This window comes from Baekduia alba (assembly GCF_028416635.1).
In the GTDB taxonomy this organism is placed as follows: Bacteria; Actinomycetota; Thermoleophilia; order Solirubrobacterales; family Solirubrobacteraceae; genus Baekduia; species Baekduia alba.
In genome coordinates this window covers 5,785,050-5,802,014 of sequence record NZ_CP114013.1, presented here as the reverse complement: position 1 = coordinate 5,802,014, position 16,965 = coordinate 5,785,050, and the positions used below count along the sequence as shown (strand labels likewise).

General features: G+C 73.6%; 17 protein-coding genes and 1 tRNA gene. 12 read left to right on the top strand and 6 right to left on the bottom strand.

The window, feature by feature from the left end:
* Positions 1-21: 21 nt before the first annotated feature.
* Entirely contained in the window at positions 22-1,812 is a 1,791-nt protein-coding gene (locus DSM104299_RS28960) for a M28 family peptidase (protein WP_272475156.1), read from the top strand.
* Positions 1,813-1,895: 83 nt separating this feature from the next.
* Positions 1,896-2,594, top strand: coding sequence for a sortase (locus DSM104299_RS28955; protein ID WP_272478118.1), 699 nt, complete (start codon positions 1,896-1,898; stop codon positions 2,592-2,594).
* Between the two features lie 160 nt (positions 2,595-2,754).
* On the opposite strand, the gene thiL is transcribed toward DSM104299_RS28955, so the two are convergent.
* From thiL to DSM104299_RS28935, 4 genes are all read right to left on the bottom strand, one after another.
* A complete protein-coding gene (gene thiL, locus DSM104299_RS28950; protein ID WP_272475155.1) occupies positions 2,755-3,720 on the bottom strand; it encodes a thiamine-phosphate kinase in 966 nt (321 codons plus the stop codon).
* Positions 3,717-3,935, bottom strand: coding sequence for a translation initiation factor IF-1 (gene infA / locus DSM104299_RS28945; RefSeq protein ID WP_272475154.1), 219 nt, complete (start codon positions 3,933-3,935; stop codon positions 3,717-3,719). The genes thiL and infA overlap by 4 nt, the downstream gene beginning before the upstream one ends.
* A gap of 78 nt (positions 3,936-4,013) precedes the next feature.
* Complete coding sequence (locus DSM104299_RS28940) at positions 4,014-6,272, bottom strand: transglycosylase domain-containing protein (RefSeq protein ID WP_272475153.1); 2,259 nt, start codon at positions 6,270-6,272, stop codon at positions 4,014-4,016.
* Positions 6,273-6,366: 94 nt separating this feature from the next.
* Positions 6,367-7,143: a mechanosensitive ion channel family protein gene (locus tag DSM104299_RS28935; protein ID WP_272475152.1), complete on the bottom strand. Its 777-nt coding sequence runs from the start codon at positions 7,141-7,143 to the stop codon at positions 6,367-6,369.
* On the opposite strand from DSM104299_RS28935, the gene DSM104299_RS28930 reads away from it, so the two are divergent.
* From DSM104299_RS28930 to DSM104299_RS28915, 4 genes are read left to right on the top strand one after another with little or no spacing between them, the layout of a single operon-like run.
* The gene (locus tag DSM104299_RS28930; protein ID WP_272475151.1) at positions 7,135-8,415 is read left to right on the top strand and encodes a mannosyltransferase family protein; all 1,281 of its coding nucleotides are present in this window, start codon (positions 7,135-7,137) and stop codon (positions 8,413-8,415) included. The genes DSM104299_RS28935 and DSM104299_RS28930 overlap by 9 nt on opposite strands.
* Complete coding sequence (locus DSM104299_RS28925) at positions 8,412-9,158, top strand: HAD family hydrolase (protein ID WP_272475150.1); 747 nt, start codon at positions 8,412-8,414, stop codon at positions 9,156-9,158. The genes DSM104299_RS28930 and DSM104299_RS28925 overlap by 4 nt, the downstream gene beginning before the upstream one ends.
* A complete protein-coding gene (locus tag DSM104299_RS28920; protein ID WP_272475149.1) occupies positions 9,155-10,048 on the top strand; it encodes a CPBP family intramembrane glutamic endopeptidase in 894 nt (297 codons plus the stop codon). Before DSM104299_RS28925 ends, DSM104299_RS28920 begins: the two co-directional genes overlap by 4 nt.
* A 34-nt stretch (positions 10,049-10,082) precedes the next feature.
* Positions 10,083-11,120, top strand: a complete 1,038-nt coding sequence (locus tag DSM104299_RS28915; RefSeq protein ID WP_272475148.1) for a L,D-transpeptidase family protein — start codon at positions 10,083-10,085, stop codon at positions 11,118-11,120.
* 4 nt (positions 11,121-11,124) lie between these two features.
* On the opposite strand, the gene DSM104299_RS28910 is transcribed toward DSM104299_RS28915, so the two are convergent.
* Together DSM104299_RS28910 and DSM104299_RS28905 are read right to left on the bottom strand one after the other, a co-directional pair.
* Complete coding sequence (locus DSM104299_RS28910; protein WP_272475147.1) at positions 11,125-12,216, bottom strand: carboxylate-amine ligase; 1,092 nt, start codon at positions 12,214-12,216, stop codon at positions 11,125-11,127.
* Positions 12,213-12,578: a hypothetical protein gene (locus tag DSM104299_RS28905; RefSeq protein ID WP_272475146.1), complete on the bottom strand. Its 366-nt coding sequence runs from the start codon at positions 12,576-12,578 to the stop codon at positions 12,213-12,215. Before DSM104299_RS28905 ends, DSM104299_RS28910 begins: the two co-directional genes overlap by 4 nt.
* A gap of 21 nt (positions 12,579-12,599) precedes the next feature.
* Between DSM104299_RS28905 and pyrE the strand changes: the two genes are divergently transcribed.
* From pyrE to DSM104299_RS28875, 6 genes are all read left to right on the top strand, one after another.
* Positions 12,600-13,151 (top strand): orotate phosphoribosyltransferase, encoded by a 552-nt coding sequence (pyrE, locus tag DSM104299_RS28900; protein ID WP_272475145.1) that lies wholly within the window; start codon positions 12,600-12,602, stop codon positions 13,149-13,151.
* Positions 13,152-13,216: 65 nt separating this feature from the next.
* On the top strand, positions 13,217-14,374 hold the full coding sequence (locus tag DSM104299_RS28895) for a PP2C family protein-serine/threonine phosphatase (RefSeq protein WP_272475144.1): 1,158 nt from the start codon (positions 13,217-13,219) through the stop codon (positions 14,372-14,374).
* A complete protein-coding gene (locus DSM104299_RS28890; protein WP_272475143.1) occupies positions 14,371-15,942 on the top strand; it encodes a sensor histidine kinase in 1,572 nt (523 codons plus the stop codon). The genes DSM104299_RS28895 and DSM104299_RS28890 overlap by 4 nt, the downstream gene beginning before the upstream one ends.
* The gene (locus DSM104299_RS28885) at positions 15,939-16,382 is read left to right on the top strand and encodes a response regulator (RefSeq protein WP_272475142.1); all 444 of its coding nucleotides are present in this window, start codon (positions 15,939-15,941) and stop codon (positions 16,380-16,382) included. Before DSM104299_RS28890 ends, DSM104299_RS28885 begins: the two co-directional genes overlap by 4 nt.
* Positions 16,383-16,405: 23 nt before the next feature.
* Positions 16,406-16,479: transfer RNA gene (locus DSM104299_RS28880), tRNA-Arg, on the top strand.
* Entirely contained in the window at positions 16,480-16,899 is a 420-nt protein-coding gene (locus tag DSM104299_RS28875) for a hypothetical protein (protein ID WP_272475141.1), read from the top strand.
* The last annotated feature ends 66 nt before the right edge of the window (positions 16,900-16,965 follow it).

Below are 16,965 nucleotides of genomic sequence, written 5' to 3'. Positions count from 1 at the left end.
TGTGAGACACACTGTAGGTGGATGCTCGAACCGCGCCTCTATCGCGTCGCGTTCGTGCCCGTGCTCCTCGCGCTCCTCGTGGCGGCGTTCTCCCTCCAGGATCGGCCCCGGCCGATCGGGACGACGCAAAGCCCGGAGGGCTTCGACGGGTTGCGGGCACAGCAGACGCTCACCGATCTCGCCAAGGTCTACGCGGACCGGCGGCCGGGCAGCGACGGCGACGACCGCCTCGCGCGCTACGTCGCGGCGCGGCTGCGCGAGACCGTTCCGGGCACCGTCGCCGAGCACCACTTCGAGGGCGACACGATCGACGGCAAGCGCGACCTGATCAACGTCGTCGCGACGCGTCCCGGCCAGCCGGGACCGCCGCTGGTCGTGGTCGCCCACCGCGACGCCGCGCACGGCGATCCCGCCCACCCCGCGCAGGCCGAGCTGTCGTCCACCGCCGCGCTGCTCGAGCTCGCGCGCGTCGCCGCCGACGGACGGCTGCGCCGGACGATCACGTTCATCTCGACCTCGGGCGGCAGCGGCGGCGCCGCCGGCGCGCGCGAGGCGGCGCAGCGCCTCGGGGGGCGCGCGGACGGGATCGTCGTCCTCGGCGACATGGCGGGCCGCGACGCGCGGCGGCCGTTCGTCGTCGGCATGTCCAACGGCCGCGGCCAGGCCCCGCTGCAGCTGCAGCGCACGGTGCAGCGCGCGCTGCACGCCGAGCTCGGGACCGAGGGTGGCTCGCCGCGGGCGATGACGCAGTGGAGCCGGATGGCGGTCCCAGCCACGATCTCCGAGCAGGGCGAGTTCCTGCGCGCCGGCCAACCGGCGGTGCTGCTGTCGTCCTCGGGCGAGCGGCCGCCGGCGGCCGACGAGCGGACGAGCGAGGTCCGCCTGCAGCACTTCGGGCGCGCGGCGCTGCGCGTCCTCTACGCGCTGGACAACTTCCGCGACTTCGCGGCCGCGCCGCGCGACGACCTCGTCATCCGCGGCAAGGTCCTGCCCGGCTGGGCGGTGCGGCTCGTCATCGGGACGCTGCTGATCCCGCCGTTGCTCATGGGCGTCGACGCGCTCGCGCGCCTGCGCCGCCGTCACGAGCCGATGGGGCTGTGGACGGTCTGGACGCTGTCCAGCGCGATCCCGTTCCTGCTGGCGTGCGCGTTCGCGATCCTGCTGGCGAAGATCGGGCTGATCTCGGTCGCGCCGAGGGCGCCGATCCCGGGCACGGCGCTCGAGCTGGGCGGGGGACCGCTGGTCGCGCTCTTCGCGATCCTGCTGGTGTTCGCGCTCGGCTGGCTGGTCGCTCGGCCCGCGCTGCTGCACGCCTCGGGCGCGCTGCGCGCGCGCCGGCGGGAGCCCGACGCGCCGGGCGCGGTGATCGCCATCGGGCTCACCACGCTCGCCGTGACGACGGCGCTGTGGGTCGGCAACCCGTACGCGGCCGCGCTCGCGATCCCCGCCCTGCACCTGTGGTTCTGGGCGCTGACGCCGGACCTGCGGCTGCCGCGCAGCGCGTCGCTGGCGGTCGTCGTCCTGGCGCTCGCGCCGCTGCTGCTCGTCTTCGCGCTCGACGGCCACGCGTTCGCGCTCGACCTGCCGCACGGGATCTGGTTCTGGACGATCCTCGTCGCGGGCGGCCACGTGCCGATCGGCTCGTGGGTGCTGTGGAGCTTCTTCTGGGGCTGCGCGGTCGCGGCGGGGCTGGTCGCGATCCGCCGGCGCCGGCCCAAGGACGAGGAGCCCGAGGAGATCAAGACGCGCGGGCCGGTCACCTACGCGGGCCCGGGCTCGCTCGGCGACTTCGGCTCGGCCCTGCGGCGGTGAGCCCGATCGCGACCGTCGCACGCTCCCCCGCCCCGCCGCCGCGCCCCGAGCGCCGGCGTCGCCGGCTACGCCGGTTGTCCACCGTGTTGATCGCCGCCGGCGTGCTCGTCCTGGCCGACGCCGCGGCGACCGTGCTGTGGATGGAGCCGGTCACCGCGCTGCAGACCAAGCTGCGCCAGAACGGCCTGCGCGGCGACCTGCGGTCGCTGGAGCGCCAGGGCCCGACGCGGCTGGAGGCCCGCGCGCTGGCCGGCGTGACCGACAGCGATCGCCGGATCGCGATCCTCGCGCGCTCGCTGCAGCAGCACACCGCGCCGGGCGACGCGATCGCGCGGCTGAAGATCCCCCGATTGGGCGCGGACTTCGTGGTGGTGAAGGGCGCTGACCCGGCCGACCTGCGCAAGGGCCCGGGCACGTTCGACGACACGCCGCTGCCCGGCGTCGGCGGCACGACGGCGATCGCCGGACACCGCACGACCTACCTCGCGCCGTTCCGCCACCTCGACGACCTGCACCCGAACGACCGCATCACGGTCGAGCTGCCCTACGCGACGTTCACCTACCGCGTCCAGCGCACGCGCATCGTCTCGCCCGACGCGATCAAGGTTCTGCGCGACGTCGGCTACGACCGACTCGTGCTCTCGGCCTGCCACCCGTTGTTCAGCGCCGCTCAACGGATCGTCGTTGTCTCCCGTCTGACATCCGTCGTGCCCCTGCGGGCGGCCGTCGGTGGACAAGGGTCGGAGGTTGGACGCCCGCGTCTCACTTCGGCGCCCGGTTGACCGATGCCGTCCGGACAAGGGGTCAATGGAAGCAGGCGTGAGATGTACCTGAAGGCATTGAAAGAGCAGGTCGAGCACGACACGTACGTGGTCGACTGCGCGAGGGTCGCCGAGGCGCTGCTGCGCCGCGCGGCCGCCAGGCGCGAGGATGCGCCGAGGATCACCCGACGGGGTGCTCGTGACCGCGCAGCGGCTGCGCGGAGCCCGCGCCCGCAACGCTGAGCCCCGGCTCGCCCACCGCGGCCACGACGCGGCCGACCACCGTCAGGTCGGCGCCGGCACCGAGCCGCGCCACCGCCTCCGGCGGGACGCAGGCCAGCAGCTCGTAGTCCTCGCCGCCGGTCGCGGCCAGGACGCCCGGGACCTGGCCGAGCTGCGCGGCGATCGCCGCGACGCCGGGCGCCAGCGGGAGCGCGTCGAGGTCGATCTGCAGCGTCACGCCGCTGGCGCGCGCGACGTGGGCGGCGTCGGTGGCGACGCCGTCGGAGAGGTCGATCAGCGCGTGCGCGCCCGCCTCGCGCGCCAGCCGGCGGCCGAGCGCCAGGCGCGGCTCGGGGCGCAGGTGGCGGCGCACGAGCGCGGCGTCGCCGGTCGCGTCGCCGAGCAGGATCGCCAGGCCCGCCGCGGAGGCGCCGAGCGTGCCGGAGACGACGACGTCGTCGCCGGGTCGCGCGCCGTCGCGGCCGATGAGCTGGGCCTCCTCGTCGGCCCAGCCGACGACGGTCACCGAGATCGTCAGCGCGGGCGCGCGGGTGACGTCGCCGCCGGCGATCGTCGTGCCCGTCCGCTCCGCCAGCGCCTCCATCCCGCCCGCGAGCGCCAGCGTGTCGTCGGCGCCGAAGCCCGGCGGGAGGCCGAGGACGACGTAGGCCTCGCCCGCGTCGGCGCCCATGGCCGCGAGGTCGCTCAGCGCGCCGGCGAGCGCCCGGTGGCCCACGTCGGCCGGGGTGACGTCGGGGTGGTCGAGCCGGAAGTGGACGCCGTCGACCATCGCATCGACGCTCACCGCCTGCACCGGCCGCGCCCGCACGACCGCGCAGTCGTCGCCGCTCCACCGCACGACGCGCTCGGAGCGGTTGGTCAGCAGCCGCTGGAAGGCGGCGATGAGGTTCCGTTCGCCGCTCACCTATGGCGGTAGACGATGCGCGCGCGGTTGAGGTCGTACGGGCTCAGCTCGACGCGCACGCGGTCGCCGGGGAGGATGCGGATGCGGAAGCGGCGCATCTTGCCGGCGACGTGGCCGAGGACCTCGTGGCCGTTGTCGAGCTGCACCTTGAACATGGCGTTCGGGAGGGCCTCGAGCACCTCGCCCTCGAACTCGACCTTGTCCTCCTTGGACATCCTGCGCGGACCGTACCAGGGGCCGGGGTGGCGCAGACAAGGGTTTGGCGAAGCGGCGGACGCCGCGCGGCCCAGGGCCTACGGCGGGGGCGCGCCGGTGCCGCCGCCCGCGCCCGTGTCGGGCGTCGGGGTGGCGGTGCCGTTCCCGGTGCCGGTCGCGCCCGTCCCGTTGCCGTTGCCGGTGCCCGTCCCGGCGCCGGTGCTCGGCGCGGTCTGCGTGTTCGGCTCGCCCTGGGGCGGCGACGCGTACTGGTCGCTCGGGTACTGCTGCGAGCCGTTGCCGGTCCCGTTGCCGTCCTTGGCCTTGCCGGTCTCGAGGTCCTTGGCGCCGGACGTGTCGGTCTGGTACTCGCTCGGGTCGACCTTGTTGTCCTGGACGCCGGTCTTGGCGTACTTGCCGAAGAACGGGGTCGAGACGAACGCGTGCTTGGGCTTGGAGAAGTCCCCGCAGTACTTGCCGTGCGCGGTCTTCATGTAGGCGCCCCAGATCGGCGCGGCGACCTCGCCGCCGGCGGCGCCCGGGCCGAGCGTGCGGCGGTCGGTGGCGTGGCCGACCCAGACCGACGTCGCCAGGCGCGGGGTGTAGCCGACGAACCACGCGTCGGTGAAGTCATCGACGGTGCCGGTCTTGCCGGCGGCCGGGCAGCCGAACTGCGCCTTGGTGCCGGTGCCGCCTTCGACGTTGGCCTTCAGGATCTTCGTCGCCTCGGCGGTGACGCCGTCCTCGAACGCACGGTGGCGGTGCGCCTTGTCGAGCTTGCAGTCGAAGCCGCCCAGCTTCGTGGGGAAGCACACCTTGCGGACCGCGGAGACCTTGTTGCGCCAGCCGTTGGAGGCGATCGTCGCGTAGGCGTTGGCCATCTCCAGCGGCGAGACGCCGTGCTTGAGGCCGCCCAGGCCCTCGGCCGGCACGCTCTCCATCGGGGACTTGATCCCCATGTCCTTCGCGGTCTGCGTGACGTTGTCGGGGCCGACGTCGAGGTCGAGCTGCTGGTAGATCGAGTTGTCGGACGCCAGCGTCGCCTTGACCAGGTTCGCGCGGCCGAGGTAGGTGCCGGCGTACGTGTGGACGTCGATCGGCCCGTACTTGGGGTCGTCGAACTTCAGCGGCATCGACGTGTACGTCGTGCTGTCGGGGTCGACGCCCTTGCGGAGGGCGGTCATCAAGACCATCACCTTGAACGTCGAGCCGGCCGCGTAGCCGCCCTGCGCCGCCAGGTTGAACTTGAACTGCCCGTAGCGCGCGGTCGAGGCCATGGCCTTGATGTCGCCGTTGCGCGGGTCGACCGAGACGATCGCGCCGGACTTGTCGGTCCCGGCGAGCGCGTCGTCGAGCGCCTTGCGCGCCGCGCTCTGCATCTTCAGGTCCAGCGTCGTGTAGATGTGCATGCCGCCGGCCTGCACCCGCTTGGCCCCGTACTCGTCGACCAGCTGCTGCTTGACGTAGTCGTAGAAGTAGCTCTCGCGCTTCTTGGAGTAGTAGCCGTTGGGCTTGACGCCGAGCGGCGCCTGGATCGCCTTCGCGGCCTGGGCCTGGGTGATGTAGCCCTGGTCGGCCATGCGGCGCAGCACGTCGTCGCGGCGCGCCTTGGCCTTGGAGGCGCTGAGGAACGGGTTGTAGAGCGACGGCGCCTGCGGGAGGCCGGCGAGCAGCGCGGCCTGCGCGAGCGTCAGCTTCTCGGCGGGCTTGTCGTAGAAGATGCGCGCCGCGGCCTGGATGCCGACCGCGGTCTTGCCGCCGACCGTGCCGTAGGGCACGTTGTTGAGGTAGCTGTCGAGGATCCAGCGCTTGCCGCGCTGGCCGGGGTGGTTGTTCTCCAGCTCCTCGGCGAGCTTGGCCTCGCGGATCTTGCGCTTGTAGCCCTCGACGCCGGTCCGGACCGTGTCCTTGGTGTACAGGTTGCGGATCAGCTGCATCGTCAGCGTCGAGCCGCCCTGGACGTCGTCCTTGGACTCGAGGTTCTTGACGGCGGCGCGGACGACGCCCTCGAAGTCGACGCCCTTGTGCTCGAAGAAGCGACGGTCCTCGATCGCGACGGTCGCGTCGCGGACGACCTGCGGGATCTGGCCGCCGGTGACGGGCGTGCGCAGGACGTCGGAGCTGATGAAGCCCAGGCGGCTGCCGTCCGCGGCGTAGATCACCGACGCGGCCCCCTGGTCCTGGGGCTTGATCGTGTCGAGCGTCGGTCCGGAGTTGGCCACCGAGACGACCCAGCCGACCGCGCCGAGCACCGCGAGAGCGGCGAACGTCGTCAAGACGCCGATGGCGAGGAAGAGGGGGCGGGCAGGGCCGCCCTTGTTGCGGCGCCGACGGCGCTGGCGTTCGCGGCGGGACATAAGCGGGGAGGCAAGCGCGTGGAACCCCTCCCGAGGGCGCGCTCGCGAAGAGGGGATTCTAGCCCGCCCGCGCGAGTCCTCCGCCGGACGGGCGTCAGCGCACGCCGGCGCGGCGCAGCGCGCCGAGCGCGGTGGCGCGCAGGTCGGCCTCCCGGGCGAGGCGCTCCGACGGCGGCCCGGGCTCGCCCATGACGAGGATCCGCAGGCCCTCGTGGGTGGACTCGGCGATGCGGGCGCGGACGCCGGCGATCGCGCGCAGCGCCTCCAGCGCCTGGGCCTCGTCGGCGTCGGGCGCGAGCCACACGGACACCTCGATCGAGACCGTGGGCGACCGGATCGAGTCGTTGCGGATGATCCCGCCGGCCAGGCGCTCGTTGGGGATCAGCAGGCGCGCGTCGGCGCCCGTGCGCAGCCACGTGTAGGTGAGGCCGACGTCCTCGACGGTGCCGGTGTCGCCCTCGAACGTGACGAGGTCGCCGATCCGGATCGGCTGGACGACCGCCAGCAGGATCCCGGCGATCGCGTTGGCCAGCGTCTGGCGGGCCGCGAAGCCGACGACGGCGGCGGTGATCGCGCTGGAGGCCAGGATCGCGCGGCCGACGCGGTCCAGCGAGTCGAACTCCGACAGCGCGATCGCGATGACGATGATCGCCACGACGGCCTCGATCACGCGGCGGGCGAAGCGCAGCCGCGTCGCGGCGTCGCGGGAGAGCCCCTGCTCGCCGGTGATGGCGCCGGCCAGCCGCGTCGCGCGGCGGACCAGGAAGCGGTCGAAGAAGAAGATGATCAGCGCGCCGGCGACCAGCGTCCCGAACGCGGTGAAGAGGTTGTCGTACTTCTCGAGGAACGAGGCTGCCACGATGTGCGTCACGTGGGCGTGACCGTACAAAAGCGCCGGGACGCGCGCTGGCGGGCCGTGTGGGCGTCGTGGCGCCCGGACGTGCGCGCCGCGTGGACCGCGCTGTGGACCTCGCGGCTGCTCGTCTGGGCGGCCGGGCTGGGCGCGGTCGCGGTCTGGGGCATCCACGCGACGCACCGCGCGAACTTCGACCCGGGCGGGGTGACGCGACCGTTCGGCGCGGTCGGCGACCTGCTGGTCGGGCCTGGGGCGCGGTGGGACAGCGTCTGGTACCTCAACATCGCCAACGACGGCTACGGCGCGGGGAGCGCGGACCGCGCCGCGTTCTTCCCGCTGTACCCCATGGTCGTCCGGGCCGGCGGCTGGGTGGTCGGGTCGCCGCTGGTCGCCGCGCTGCTGGTGTCGTTCGTGACGTTCCTGATGGCCCTGGCCGCGCTGCACCGGCTGGCCGTGATCGAAGTCGGGCCGGAGGCCGCGCGCTGGACGGTGGTCGCGCTGGCGCTGTTCCCCGGCTCGCTGTGGTTCTCGGCGGCGTACTCGGAGTCGCTGTTCTTGATGGTGTCGGTCGGGGCGGTGCTGTGCGCGCGCAAGGAGCGCTGGGCGTGGGCCGGCGTGCTGGGGGCATTGGGCGCGGCGACGCGCAGCGCCGGGCTGCTGCTCATGATCCCGCTGGCGCTGCTGTGGTGGGAGGCGCGCCGGGCCCACCCGACCCGCGTGCCGTGGCGGACCGCCGGCTGGCTGGCCGTGGTGCCGCTCGGGCTCGCGGCGTTCTGCGGGTACCTGGCGGTGGACGGCGAGAGCGCCCGCGCGCCGTTCTCGTCCCAGGACACGTGGCACCGCGCGCTCAAGGGGCCGTGGACAGGCGTGGCCGACGGCGCGACCGCGGCCTGGGACGGCGCGCGGCAGCTGGTCCACGGCCCGCCGCCGCCGACCTACTTCGACAAGGCCGTCGGCGACGCGATGGCGATCGGCCGCCACAACGTCGCGCTCTTCGCGTGCCTGCTGATCGCCGTCCCGGCGCTGGTCGGCGCCTTCCGGCGGCTGCCGCTGGCCCACGCCGCCTACGCGTTCTTCGCGCTGCTGCTGCCGCTGTCCTATCCGGTCGTGCCGCAGCCGCTGATGTCGCTGCCGCGCTTCGAGGCCGTCCTCTACCCGCTCTTCCTGTGGCTCGGCTGGTGGCTGGCGCGCGGCCCGGCATGGCGCCGGGTCGCGGTGCTCGGGGTGTTCGCGGTCGGCCTCGCGGCGTGCAGCGCGCTGTTCACGACGTGGCATTGGGTCGCATGAAGCGGGGCGCCGCGGTGCGTCCTCAGGCGGTCCTGCTCGACGCGCTCGGCACGCTCGTGCGGCTGGAGCCGCCGGTGCCGCTGCTGCGGGCGGAGCTGGCGGCGCGGGGCGTCGCGGTCTCCGAGGACGAGGCGTCGCGCGCGCTGCGCACCGAGATCGCCTACTACCGCGCCCATCATGACGAGGCCGCGGACGCGGCGGCGCTCGCCGACCTGCGCGATCGCTGCGCGGAGGTGCTGCGGGCCGCGCTGCCGCGGCGCGCACGGGACGTCGCCGACCTGCGGGAGGCGCTGCTCGCCAGCCTGCGCTTCACGGCCTATCCGGACGCCGCGCCGGCGCTGAGGACGTTGCGCGCCGCCGGCCTGCGGCTGGTCGTCGTCTCCAACTGGGACGTCTCGCTGCACGAGGCGCTCGCGGCGACGGGCCTGGAGCCGCTGGTCGACGCCGCCCTCTCCTCCGCCGAGGCCGGGTCGAGCAAGCCCGACGGCGCGATCTTCCGCCAGGCGCTCGCGCTGGCCGGCGATCCGGCGCCGAGCGCGGTCGTCCACGTCGGCGACAGCCCGGAGCACGACGTCGCCGGCGCGCTCGCCGCGGGCCTGCGCCCCATCCTCGTCGCGCGCGACGGCGCGCCCACGCCAGCGCCCGTGCCCGGCGTCACGACGGTCGCCGACCTCACGGCGCTGGGGCCGCTGCTCGCCGTTGATGCTCCGTCAAGCTTCGCCCCCTACTCTCCCGGGCGATGACGTCCGTCCCGGCCGACGGCGCGCACCCCGCGCCGCCCGAGCATCCCGAACGCCCGCGGGTTCCGAGCGCGATCCCGCCGTGGCCCGCGTGGTCGGCGCCGGCCGCGCTCTTCGCCGGCTTCGCCGCCGCGCTCGTCGCCGGGTTGTTCATCGGGTTGATCGGCGTGCTCTTCGGCGCCGACCTGCAGGACCCGCCGCCGGCGGTCAGCATCACGTCGGTCATCGCGCAGGACATCTGCCTGATCGGCGCCGCGATCCTGTTCGCGCGCGCCGTCGCGCCGCCGCGGCCCGAGGCGTTCGGGCTCAACCCGGCGCCGCTGCGCAAGTCGGTGGCCTACGTCGTCGGCGGCTACCTCGTCTTCATCATCGCCTCGTTCGTCTGGCTGTCGATCATCGGTCAGCCCGACGCGAAGGACACGATCACCGAGGACCTCGGCGCGAAGGACTCCACGATCGCGCTGATCCTCGTCACGTTCGTGGTGACCGTCTGCGCGCCGCTGGCCGAGGAGTTCTTCTTCCGCGGGTACTTCTTCGGCGCGCTGCGGTCTCACGGCTTCTGGTTCGCCGCGGGCTTCACGGGCCTCGCGTTCGGGGTCGTGCACGTCTTCGGCTCGCCGATCGCGTTCGTCGTCCCGCTCGCGCTCCTGGGCATGGCGCTGTGCTTCATCCGCGAGAAGACCGGCTCCCTGTACCCGGGCATCGCGCTGCACTGCATCAACAACTCGGTGGCGATGAGCAGCAGCGAGCACTGGTCCTGGCAGGTGCCCGTCGTGCTGATCCTCGCGCCGGCCTGCATCGCGCTGTTCGTCTGGCTCGGCCTGCGCTTCTGGCCGGAGCCGGCGCCGTCCGGCGCCGTCCGGCTGATGAGTCCGTCCGCGCCAATCGGCTGACCCCGGAGCCGGCGCGGGTACGATTCGCGCGCCTATGCATCGCCGAGCCGCCGTCGCCGCCGCCGCCCTGACCACCTTCGCGCTGGCCGGCACCGCCCAGGCGCAGACGACGGCGACGCCGCCGACGACCGCCGCGCCACCCACCACGGCGACGCCCCCGACGACCACGCCGCCGCCGGCTCCGGCTCCGGCCCCAGCCGCCGGCAAGCTCGGCCTCACGCTCGAGAAGGTCAACGGCCGGTCGGCCGCCGTCCTGGCCGGCGACCGCTTCCGGATCCGCGGCGCGGTCAAGCCGTTCGTCGCGGGCCAGACCGTCGTCGTGCGCTTCTACCGCGGCGACAGGAAGATCGCGTCCAAGAAGGTCGCGATCAAGGCCTCCAAGAGCGGCACGGCCGGGATGTTCGTCCTCGGCTACCGGGCCGGCAAGGCCGGGCACATCACGGTCCGCGCGTCGCACCGCGCGACCGCGGAGCTCGCCACGATGGTGGCCAAGGGCCGCGGCGTCGACGTCCTGCCGCTGCGCGCGTCGCCCGGCTCGAAGGGCCTCGCGGTCCGCGTGCTCCAGCGCAAGTTGAAGGCCTTGGGGTACGTCATCGGGCAGAAGGGCGTCTACGACGGGCGCACCGCCCGCGCGGTCCTGGCCTTCCGCAAGGTCACGGGGATGGCGCGCACGCAGGAGGCGAGCAAGGACGTGTTCCGCAAGCTCGCCCACGGCGCGGGCGCCTTCAGGGTGCGCTTCCCCAAGCAGGGCCACCACGTCGAGGCTGACCTGTCGCTGCAGGTGCTGGCCCTGATCGGCGGGTCCAAGGTCGAGCGCATCTACCCGATCTCCTCGGGCAAGCCCTCGACGCCCACCGTCCTCGGCACGTTCCGCGTCTACTCCAAGACGCCGGGCACCAACGCCAAGGGCATGGTCTTCACCTCCTACTTCCACGGCGGCTACGGCATCCACGGCTACGCGGAGGTCCCGACCTTCGCCGCCTCCCACGGCTGCCTGCGCACGCCCGTCCCGGACGCCGTCCCGATCTACAGCTGGATCAGGTACGGCGACTACGTGGACGTCTACCCGTAGGCCATCATGTCGCCGTGCTGAACGGGTCCGCCGCGGTCTCGGCCGCGAGCAGCTGCAGCAGCGCGCGCATCCCGCCGCGGGCGAACGCCGCGCGCTGGCGGTCCGCGCCGCCGCCGGTGTGCTCGACGATCCGGACGACCTCGTCGAGGCCGTCGCCCGCGGCGAACGGCCGGGCCCGCTCGATCGCGGCGCGCGCGATCTCGCGCACCGGCCGCAGGGCGCCGTCGTGGCGCAGCGTCGCCGCCAGGCCGTCGCGCGCCGCGCGGAACGACGACTCCATCAGCGCCTCCCGCGGCGACCAGCCGCCGTCCGGCTCCGGCGCGCCGGCGGCCGCCTGCGCCAGGCCGTGGATCAAGGACACCAACCCGAGCACGGTGCGCAGCGACGACTGCGCGTCCATCGCCCGGATCTCGACCGTCCCCAGCCGCGGATGCGGGCGGATGTCCCACCACAGGAACGTGTAGTCGGCGAGGTCGCCGGCCGCGAGCACCGCGCCGACGCTCTCCTCGAAGTCGTCGAACGACGCGAACGCCCGCGGGATGTCGCCGCGCGGGTAGCCGCGGAACAGCTGCGCGCGCGAGGTCGCCAGCCCGCTGTCGGACCCGTGCCAGAACGGGGAGCTCGCCGCCAAGGCCTGCAACAACGGCAGCCACTCGCGCAGCCCGTTGTACACGTGGATGGCTGTCTCGGGGTCCGGCATCCCGACGTGGACGTGCAGCGCGCACGTCGGCGTGCGGCGCAGCAGGCCGCGCAGCTGGTCGTGGATCGCGTGGTAGCGCGGCTCGTCGACGTGCACGACGTCGCCGAACGCGCCGTCGGGATGGATCCCCGCGCCGATCATCGACGCGCCGGTCGCGCGGGCCCGCGCCCGCAGCGCCGCGACCGCGCGCACGCCCTCCTCCGGCGTCGCGCACACCGGCGAGGCGAACTCGACCAGCGCCGCGTACGTGTCAGGGTGCGCGCTCCCGGTGCCCGCCGGCACCTCCATGGCCTCGAGCACGTCGACGCCGGTGTGCGAGACGGCGAGCGTCGTGCCGTCGACGACGATCAGCTCCTCTTCGACCCCGAGCGCGAACGCCCGGCCGAAGGCGGTCACCAGCGGCCGGCGGCCACCCGCGCCAGCAGACCGAGCCCGAATCCGTAGACGAGCAGCGCCAGCAGGGCCGGGACCGTCCGCCGCACCCACTTGCTCGAGCTCGACTCGCCCACCGAGGAGAACGGCCGCAGGAGCACGTCGTTGGCGTCGTCGACCCACTCGTGCACCTTCGAGTTGACCTTCTCGCGGTCGCGCTCGGCGTCCGGATCCGGGCTCGCCGTGCGCGACGCGGCCTGGCCGGCGATCTCGGCCTGCGAGTTCTTCGACGCCGCGCTCGTCTCGTCGATGACGAACCACCCCCAGCCGGCGACCACGAGCAGGCTGCACACGATGGCGGCGAGGCGCAGGGCCCGTTCGATCACGCGCATAGACTACGGCCGCTCATGGACGCCACCCAACGCCTCGTGGACGAACTACGGACGCACGCGCTGATCAAGGGCGAGGTCGTGCTGACGAGCGGCAAGACCGCGCAGTACTACGTGGACGCCAAGCGCGCCATCCTCCGGCCGGCCGGCTTCGCCGCCCTGGGGGAGCTCGTCGCGCACCACGCGCGCGAGTGGGGCGCCACCGCGGTCGGCGGCCTCACGATGGGCGCCGACCCGGTCGCGTGCGCCGCGCTGGCCGGCGGCTTCGCCGGCAAGGCCTTCTTCGTCCGCAAGGAGACCAAGCAGCACGGCCTCCAGCGGCGCATCGAAGGGCCGCCCCTGGACGCCGGCGAGCGCTGCGTGATCGTCGAGGACGTCGTGACGACGGGCGGCTCCACGCTGCAGGCGATCGACGCGGTGCGCGAGGCCGGCCACGAGATCGTCGGCGTGATCGCGGTCCTCGACCGCCTCGCCGGCGGAGCCGAGAAGATCGCGGCGGCGGCCGGCGCTCCGTACGTCCCCTGCACCACGATTGACCAGATTTACCCTGATCGGCCCGATCGTGGCTGAAGCCTCCCGCACGCGCGTGTAAGTTGGCGCTCGTGCACGTGCCGGCCGGGTCAGGTCCCACGGAGATGGTCGCCACCTCCACGCTTCGGGTCCTCCTCGTCGAGGACGACGACGGCGACGCGTTCCTGTTCGAGGAGCTGCTGCGCGACGCCGACCTCGACGTCAGCGTCGTCCGCGAGCGCACGGTCGCCGCCGCCGCGGCGCTGCTCCCGGACGACGTCGCCTGCGTCGTGCTGGACCTCGGCCTCCCGGACGCCGACGGCCTCGCCGCGCTGCATCGCCTGCGCGCCGCCGCGCCCGGCGTCCCGATGCTCGTCCTCACCGGCCTCAGCGACTCGGCCCGGGGCCTGGAGGCGGTGGCCGCCGGCGCGCAGGACTACCTCGTCAAGGGCCGCGTCGACGGCGAGCTGCTCGCCCGCTCGATCCGCTACGCGATCGAGCGCCAGCGCGCGGAGGTCGTCCAGGGCCAGCTGCGCGCGGCCAACCTGACGGCCGAGGAGAACGCGCGCCTGGAGCGCGGGCTGCTCCCGCGCCCGCTGGTCGCCGACGGCCAGATCGCGGTCGACACGGGCTACCGCCCCGGCCGCGAGCGCGCCCTGCTCGGCGGGGACTTCTACGACGTGGTCGAGGCCGCCGACGGCACGCTGCACGCGGTCATCGGCGACGTGTGCGGCCACGACCCGGACGCGGCGGCGCTCGGCGTGTGCCTGCGGATCGCGTGGCGCACGCTCGTGCTCGGCGGCCGCGCGAGCGATGAGCTGCTAGGCACGCTGGAGGAGGTGCTGGTCCACGAGCGCCTCGCCGACGAGGTCTTCGCGACCGCGTGCATGGTGTCGGTCGCGCCCGACCGTCGCAGCGCGATCGTCCGCGTCGCCGGCCATCCGCTGCCGGTGCTGATCGCCGGCGGCGACGCGACCGAGCTCCCCGGCCCGCTGACGCGCCCGCCGCTGGGCATCGGCGCCGGGGCCGGCTCGTGGCCGGAGGTCCCGGTCGCGCTCCCGGCGGGCTGGCAGCTGCTGCTCTACACCGACGGCCTGATCGAGGGGCGCGTCGACGGCGGGACCGAGCGCCTCGGCGCGGACCGCCTCGTCGACCTGGTGCGCGAGCGCGCCGGGGCCGAGCCCGGGTCGGTGCTCATCGACCGGCTGATCGCCACGGCCGAGCGACTCAACGGCGGCGACCTCGCCGACGACATCGCCGTCCTGGTGCTCGCCGCCCCATGAGCCGGCTGCGCTCCGGCCAGTGGCTGGCGTTGACGGCGGGCGGGCTGGTGGTCGCGGCGCTCGTCGGGATCGTCGTCTGCCTCGTCGCGCTGCACCGGCTGACCGGCGCGCGCGAGCAGGTCGTCGAGCGCGTTGACCCGGCGCGGGTCGCGTCGCAGTTCTACCTGACCGCGCTCGTCGACCAGGAGACCGGGATCCGCGGGTACGCCGCCGCCGGGACGAACGACTACCTCGGGCCGTATGACCTCGGCGCCAAGAACGCGGTGCTGGCCCGGAAGCGGCTGGACGAGCTCGCCGCGACCGGCAGGGTCCCGCACCTGTTCGAGGACCTCCAAGGCGTCGCGTCGGCCTCGACGTCCTGGCACCTGCTCTACGCCGATCCGTCGATCCTGACGATCCGGGCGGAGGGCGTCGGCGCCGAGAACCTCCCGTCGAACGCCGCGGGCAAGCAGCTGTTCGACGGCCTGCGTGGCGCGTTCGACCAGATGCAGCAGCACCTGATCGCCGAGCGCGCGGACGCCCGCACGCAGCTGCGCCACGCCGCGGCGCTGGCGCAGTGGGCGGTCATCTTCACCGCGGCGCTGATCCTCGCCGCCGCGCTCGCGGCGGCGGTCACGCTGAGCCGCGTGGTCGCGATGCCGCTGTCGCACCTGGCCCGCGACGCCCGGCGCGTCGCGCGCGGCGAGTTCGACCACGAGGTCGCGGTCGAGGGCCCACGCGACATCCAGGGCCTGAGCACCGACGTCGAGTCGATGCGCCAGCGGATCATCGCCGAGCTCGACACGGTCAACCGCGCGCGAGCCCAGCTCGAGGAGCAGACGCTGGACCTCCAGCGCTCCAACGCCGAGCTCGAGCAGTTCGCCTACGTCGCGTCGCACGACCTGCAGGAGCCGCTGCGCAAGGTCGCCTCGTTCACGGGGATGTTGCAGCACCGCTACCAGGGCCAGCTCGACGAGCGCGCCGACCAATACATCGACTTCGCCGTCGACGGCGCCAAGCGCATGCAGGTGCTGATCAACGACCTGCTCGCGTTCTCGCGCGTCGGCCGGGTGGGGACGGCGGACGTCGTCGTCGACATGGGCGAGGCCGCCGCCGACGCCGAGCGCAACCTCGCCGCGGCGATCGAGGAGAGCGGCGCGCAGGTCGAGGTCGACGCGCCGCTGCCGCGCGTCCAGGGCGACCGCTCGCTGCTCACGGCGCTGTTGCAGAACCTGATCGGCAACGCCATCAAGTTCCGCGGCGACGACGCGCCGCACGTCCACGTCGGCGTGACGCGCACGCCCGCCGCCAACGGCGACGCCGACATGTACACCTTCACGGTGTCCGACAACGGCATCGGGATCGCGCCGCGCTACGCCGACCGGATCTTCGTGATCTTCCAGCGGCTGCATCCCAAGGAGGAGTACACCGGCACCGGGATCGGCCTCGCGATGTGCCGCAAGATCGTGGAGTTCCACGGCGGCCAGATCTGGCTCGAGCCTGACAACGCCGAGGACGGCGAGAGCGCCGGCGCCACCTTCCGCTTCACGCTCCCCGTTCCCCCCGACGACGAGAAGAGCCCCGCATGACCCCGAAGCCCGCTGGCCAGCCGATCGAAGTCCTCCTGGTCGAGGACGATCCCGGCGACGTCCTGCTGATCCGCGAAGCGTTCGAGTTCAACAAGGTCCACAACAACCTCAACGTGGTCCACGACGGCGAGCAGGCGCTGGCCTACCTGCGTCAGGAGGGCGAGTACGCGCGGTCGCTGCGCCCCGACCTCGTCCTGCTCGACCTCAACCTCCCGCGCAAGGACGGCCGCGAGGTCCTGGCCGAGGCGAAGTCCGACGAGCGCCTGCGCTCGATCCCGATCGTCGTCCTCACGACCTCCGAGGCCGAGGAGGACGTCCTCAAGAGCTACCAGCTGCACGCCAACGCCTACGTGACCAAGCCCGTGGACTTCGAGCGCTTCGTCTCGATCGTGCGCCAGATCGACGACTTCTTCGTCTCCGTCGTTCGCCTGCCGTCCTAAGCTTCACCGCACTGCGGCATCCGGCCCCGATAGCTCAGATGGATAGAGCGTCCCCCTCCTAAGGGGAAGGCCGCTGGTTCGAATCCAGCTCGGGGCGTTGACGGGCGCGACGACCATCACGGACCCGTCCGGGTCGGTCACGGTCGAGAGCTTCGAGCATCGGCCGCCGGTGGCGGTGACCCGCGGCGCCGCGTCTGTTACGGAGTCGCAGACGCACTTGGCGTACGACGACAACTACAACATGGACAAGGAGACCGTCGGCATTACGGTGATCCTCAGCGGGCCCACCTCGCTCGTCGCGCTCGACGACGGCCTGGTCGCCGACCTCCAGGACGACGAGCGGCCGCGGCGGATCCGGGACCGGCGTGAGATCGTCGTCGGCGTCGCGGTGCGGGCCGGGATCTTCGCGCTGTCGATCGTGATCGCCTACGCGATCTCGGAGTCGCTGGCGAAGTGGTCCTGGCTGCTGCTGCTCGGGACCGGGTTCGTCGAGCGCCGCGCCCGCGCGACGCGCTGACACGGACGTGTCGGATCGGCACACCGTTCCGGACGCGAATTGTCCAATGTGGAGTCCCGTGGCTCT

Bases quoted from the DNA above. Each gene is read 5' to 3' on its own strand.
- DSM104299_RS28960 (WP_272475156.1), top strand. From the start codon at position 22: ATGCTCGAACCGCGCCTCTATCGCGTCGCGTTCGTGCCCGTGCTCCTC.
- infA (WP_272475154.1), bottom strand. From the start codon at position 3,935: ATGTCCAAGGAGGACAAGGTCGAGTTCGAGGGCGAGGTGCTCGAGGCC.
- DSM104299_RS28940 (WP_272475153.1), bottom strand. From the start codon at position 6,272: ATGTCCCGCCGCGAACGCCAGCGCCGTCGGCGCCGCAACAAGGGCGGC.
- DSM104299_RS28925 (WP_272475150.1), top strand. From the start codon at position 8,412: ATGAAGCGGGGCGCCGCGGTGCGTCCTCAGGCGGTCCTGCTCGACGCG.
- DSM104299_RS28920 (WP_272475149.1), top strand. From the start codon at position 9,155: ATGACGTCCGTCCCGGCCGACGGCGCGCACCCCGCGCCGCCCGAGCAT.
- DSM104299_RS28915 (WP_272475148.1), top strand. From the start codon at position 10,083: ATGCATCGCCGAGCCGCCGTCGCCGCCGCCGCCCTGACCACCTTCGCG.
- pyrE (WP_272475145.1), top strand. From the start codon at position 12,600: ATGGACGCCACCCAACGCCTCGTGGACGAACTACGGACGCACGCGCTG.
- DSM104299_RS28895 (WP_272475144.1), top strand. From the start codon at position 13,217: ATGGTCGCCACCTCCACGCTTCGGGTCCTCCTCGTCGAGGACGACGAC.
- DSM104299_RS28890 (WP_272475143.1), top strand. From the start codon at position 14,371: ATGAGCCGGCTGCGCTCCGGCCAGTGGCTGGCGTTGACGGCGGGCGGG.
- DSM104299_RS28885 (WP_272475142.1), top strand. From the start codon at position 15,939: ATGACCCCGAAGCCCGCTGGCCAGCCGATCGAAGTCCTCCTGGTCGAG.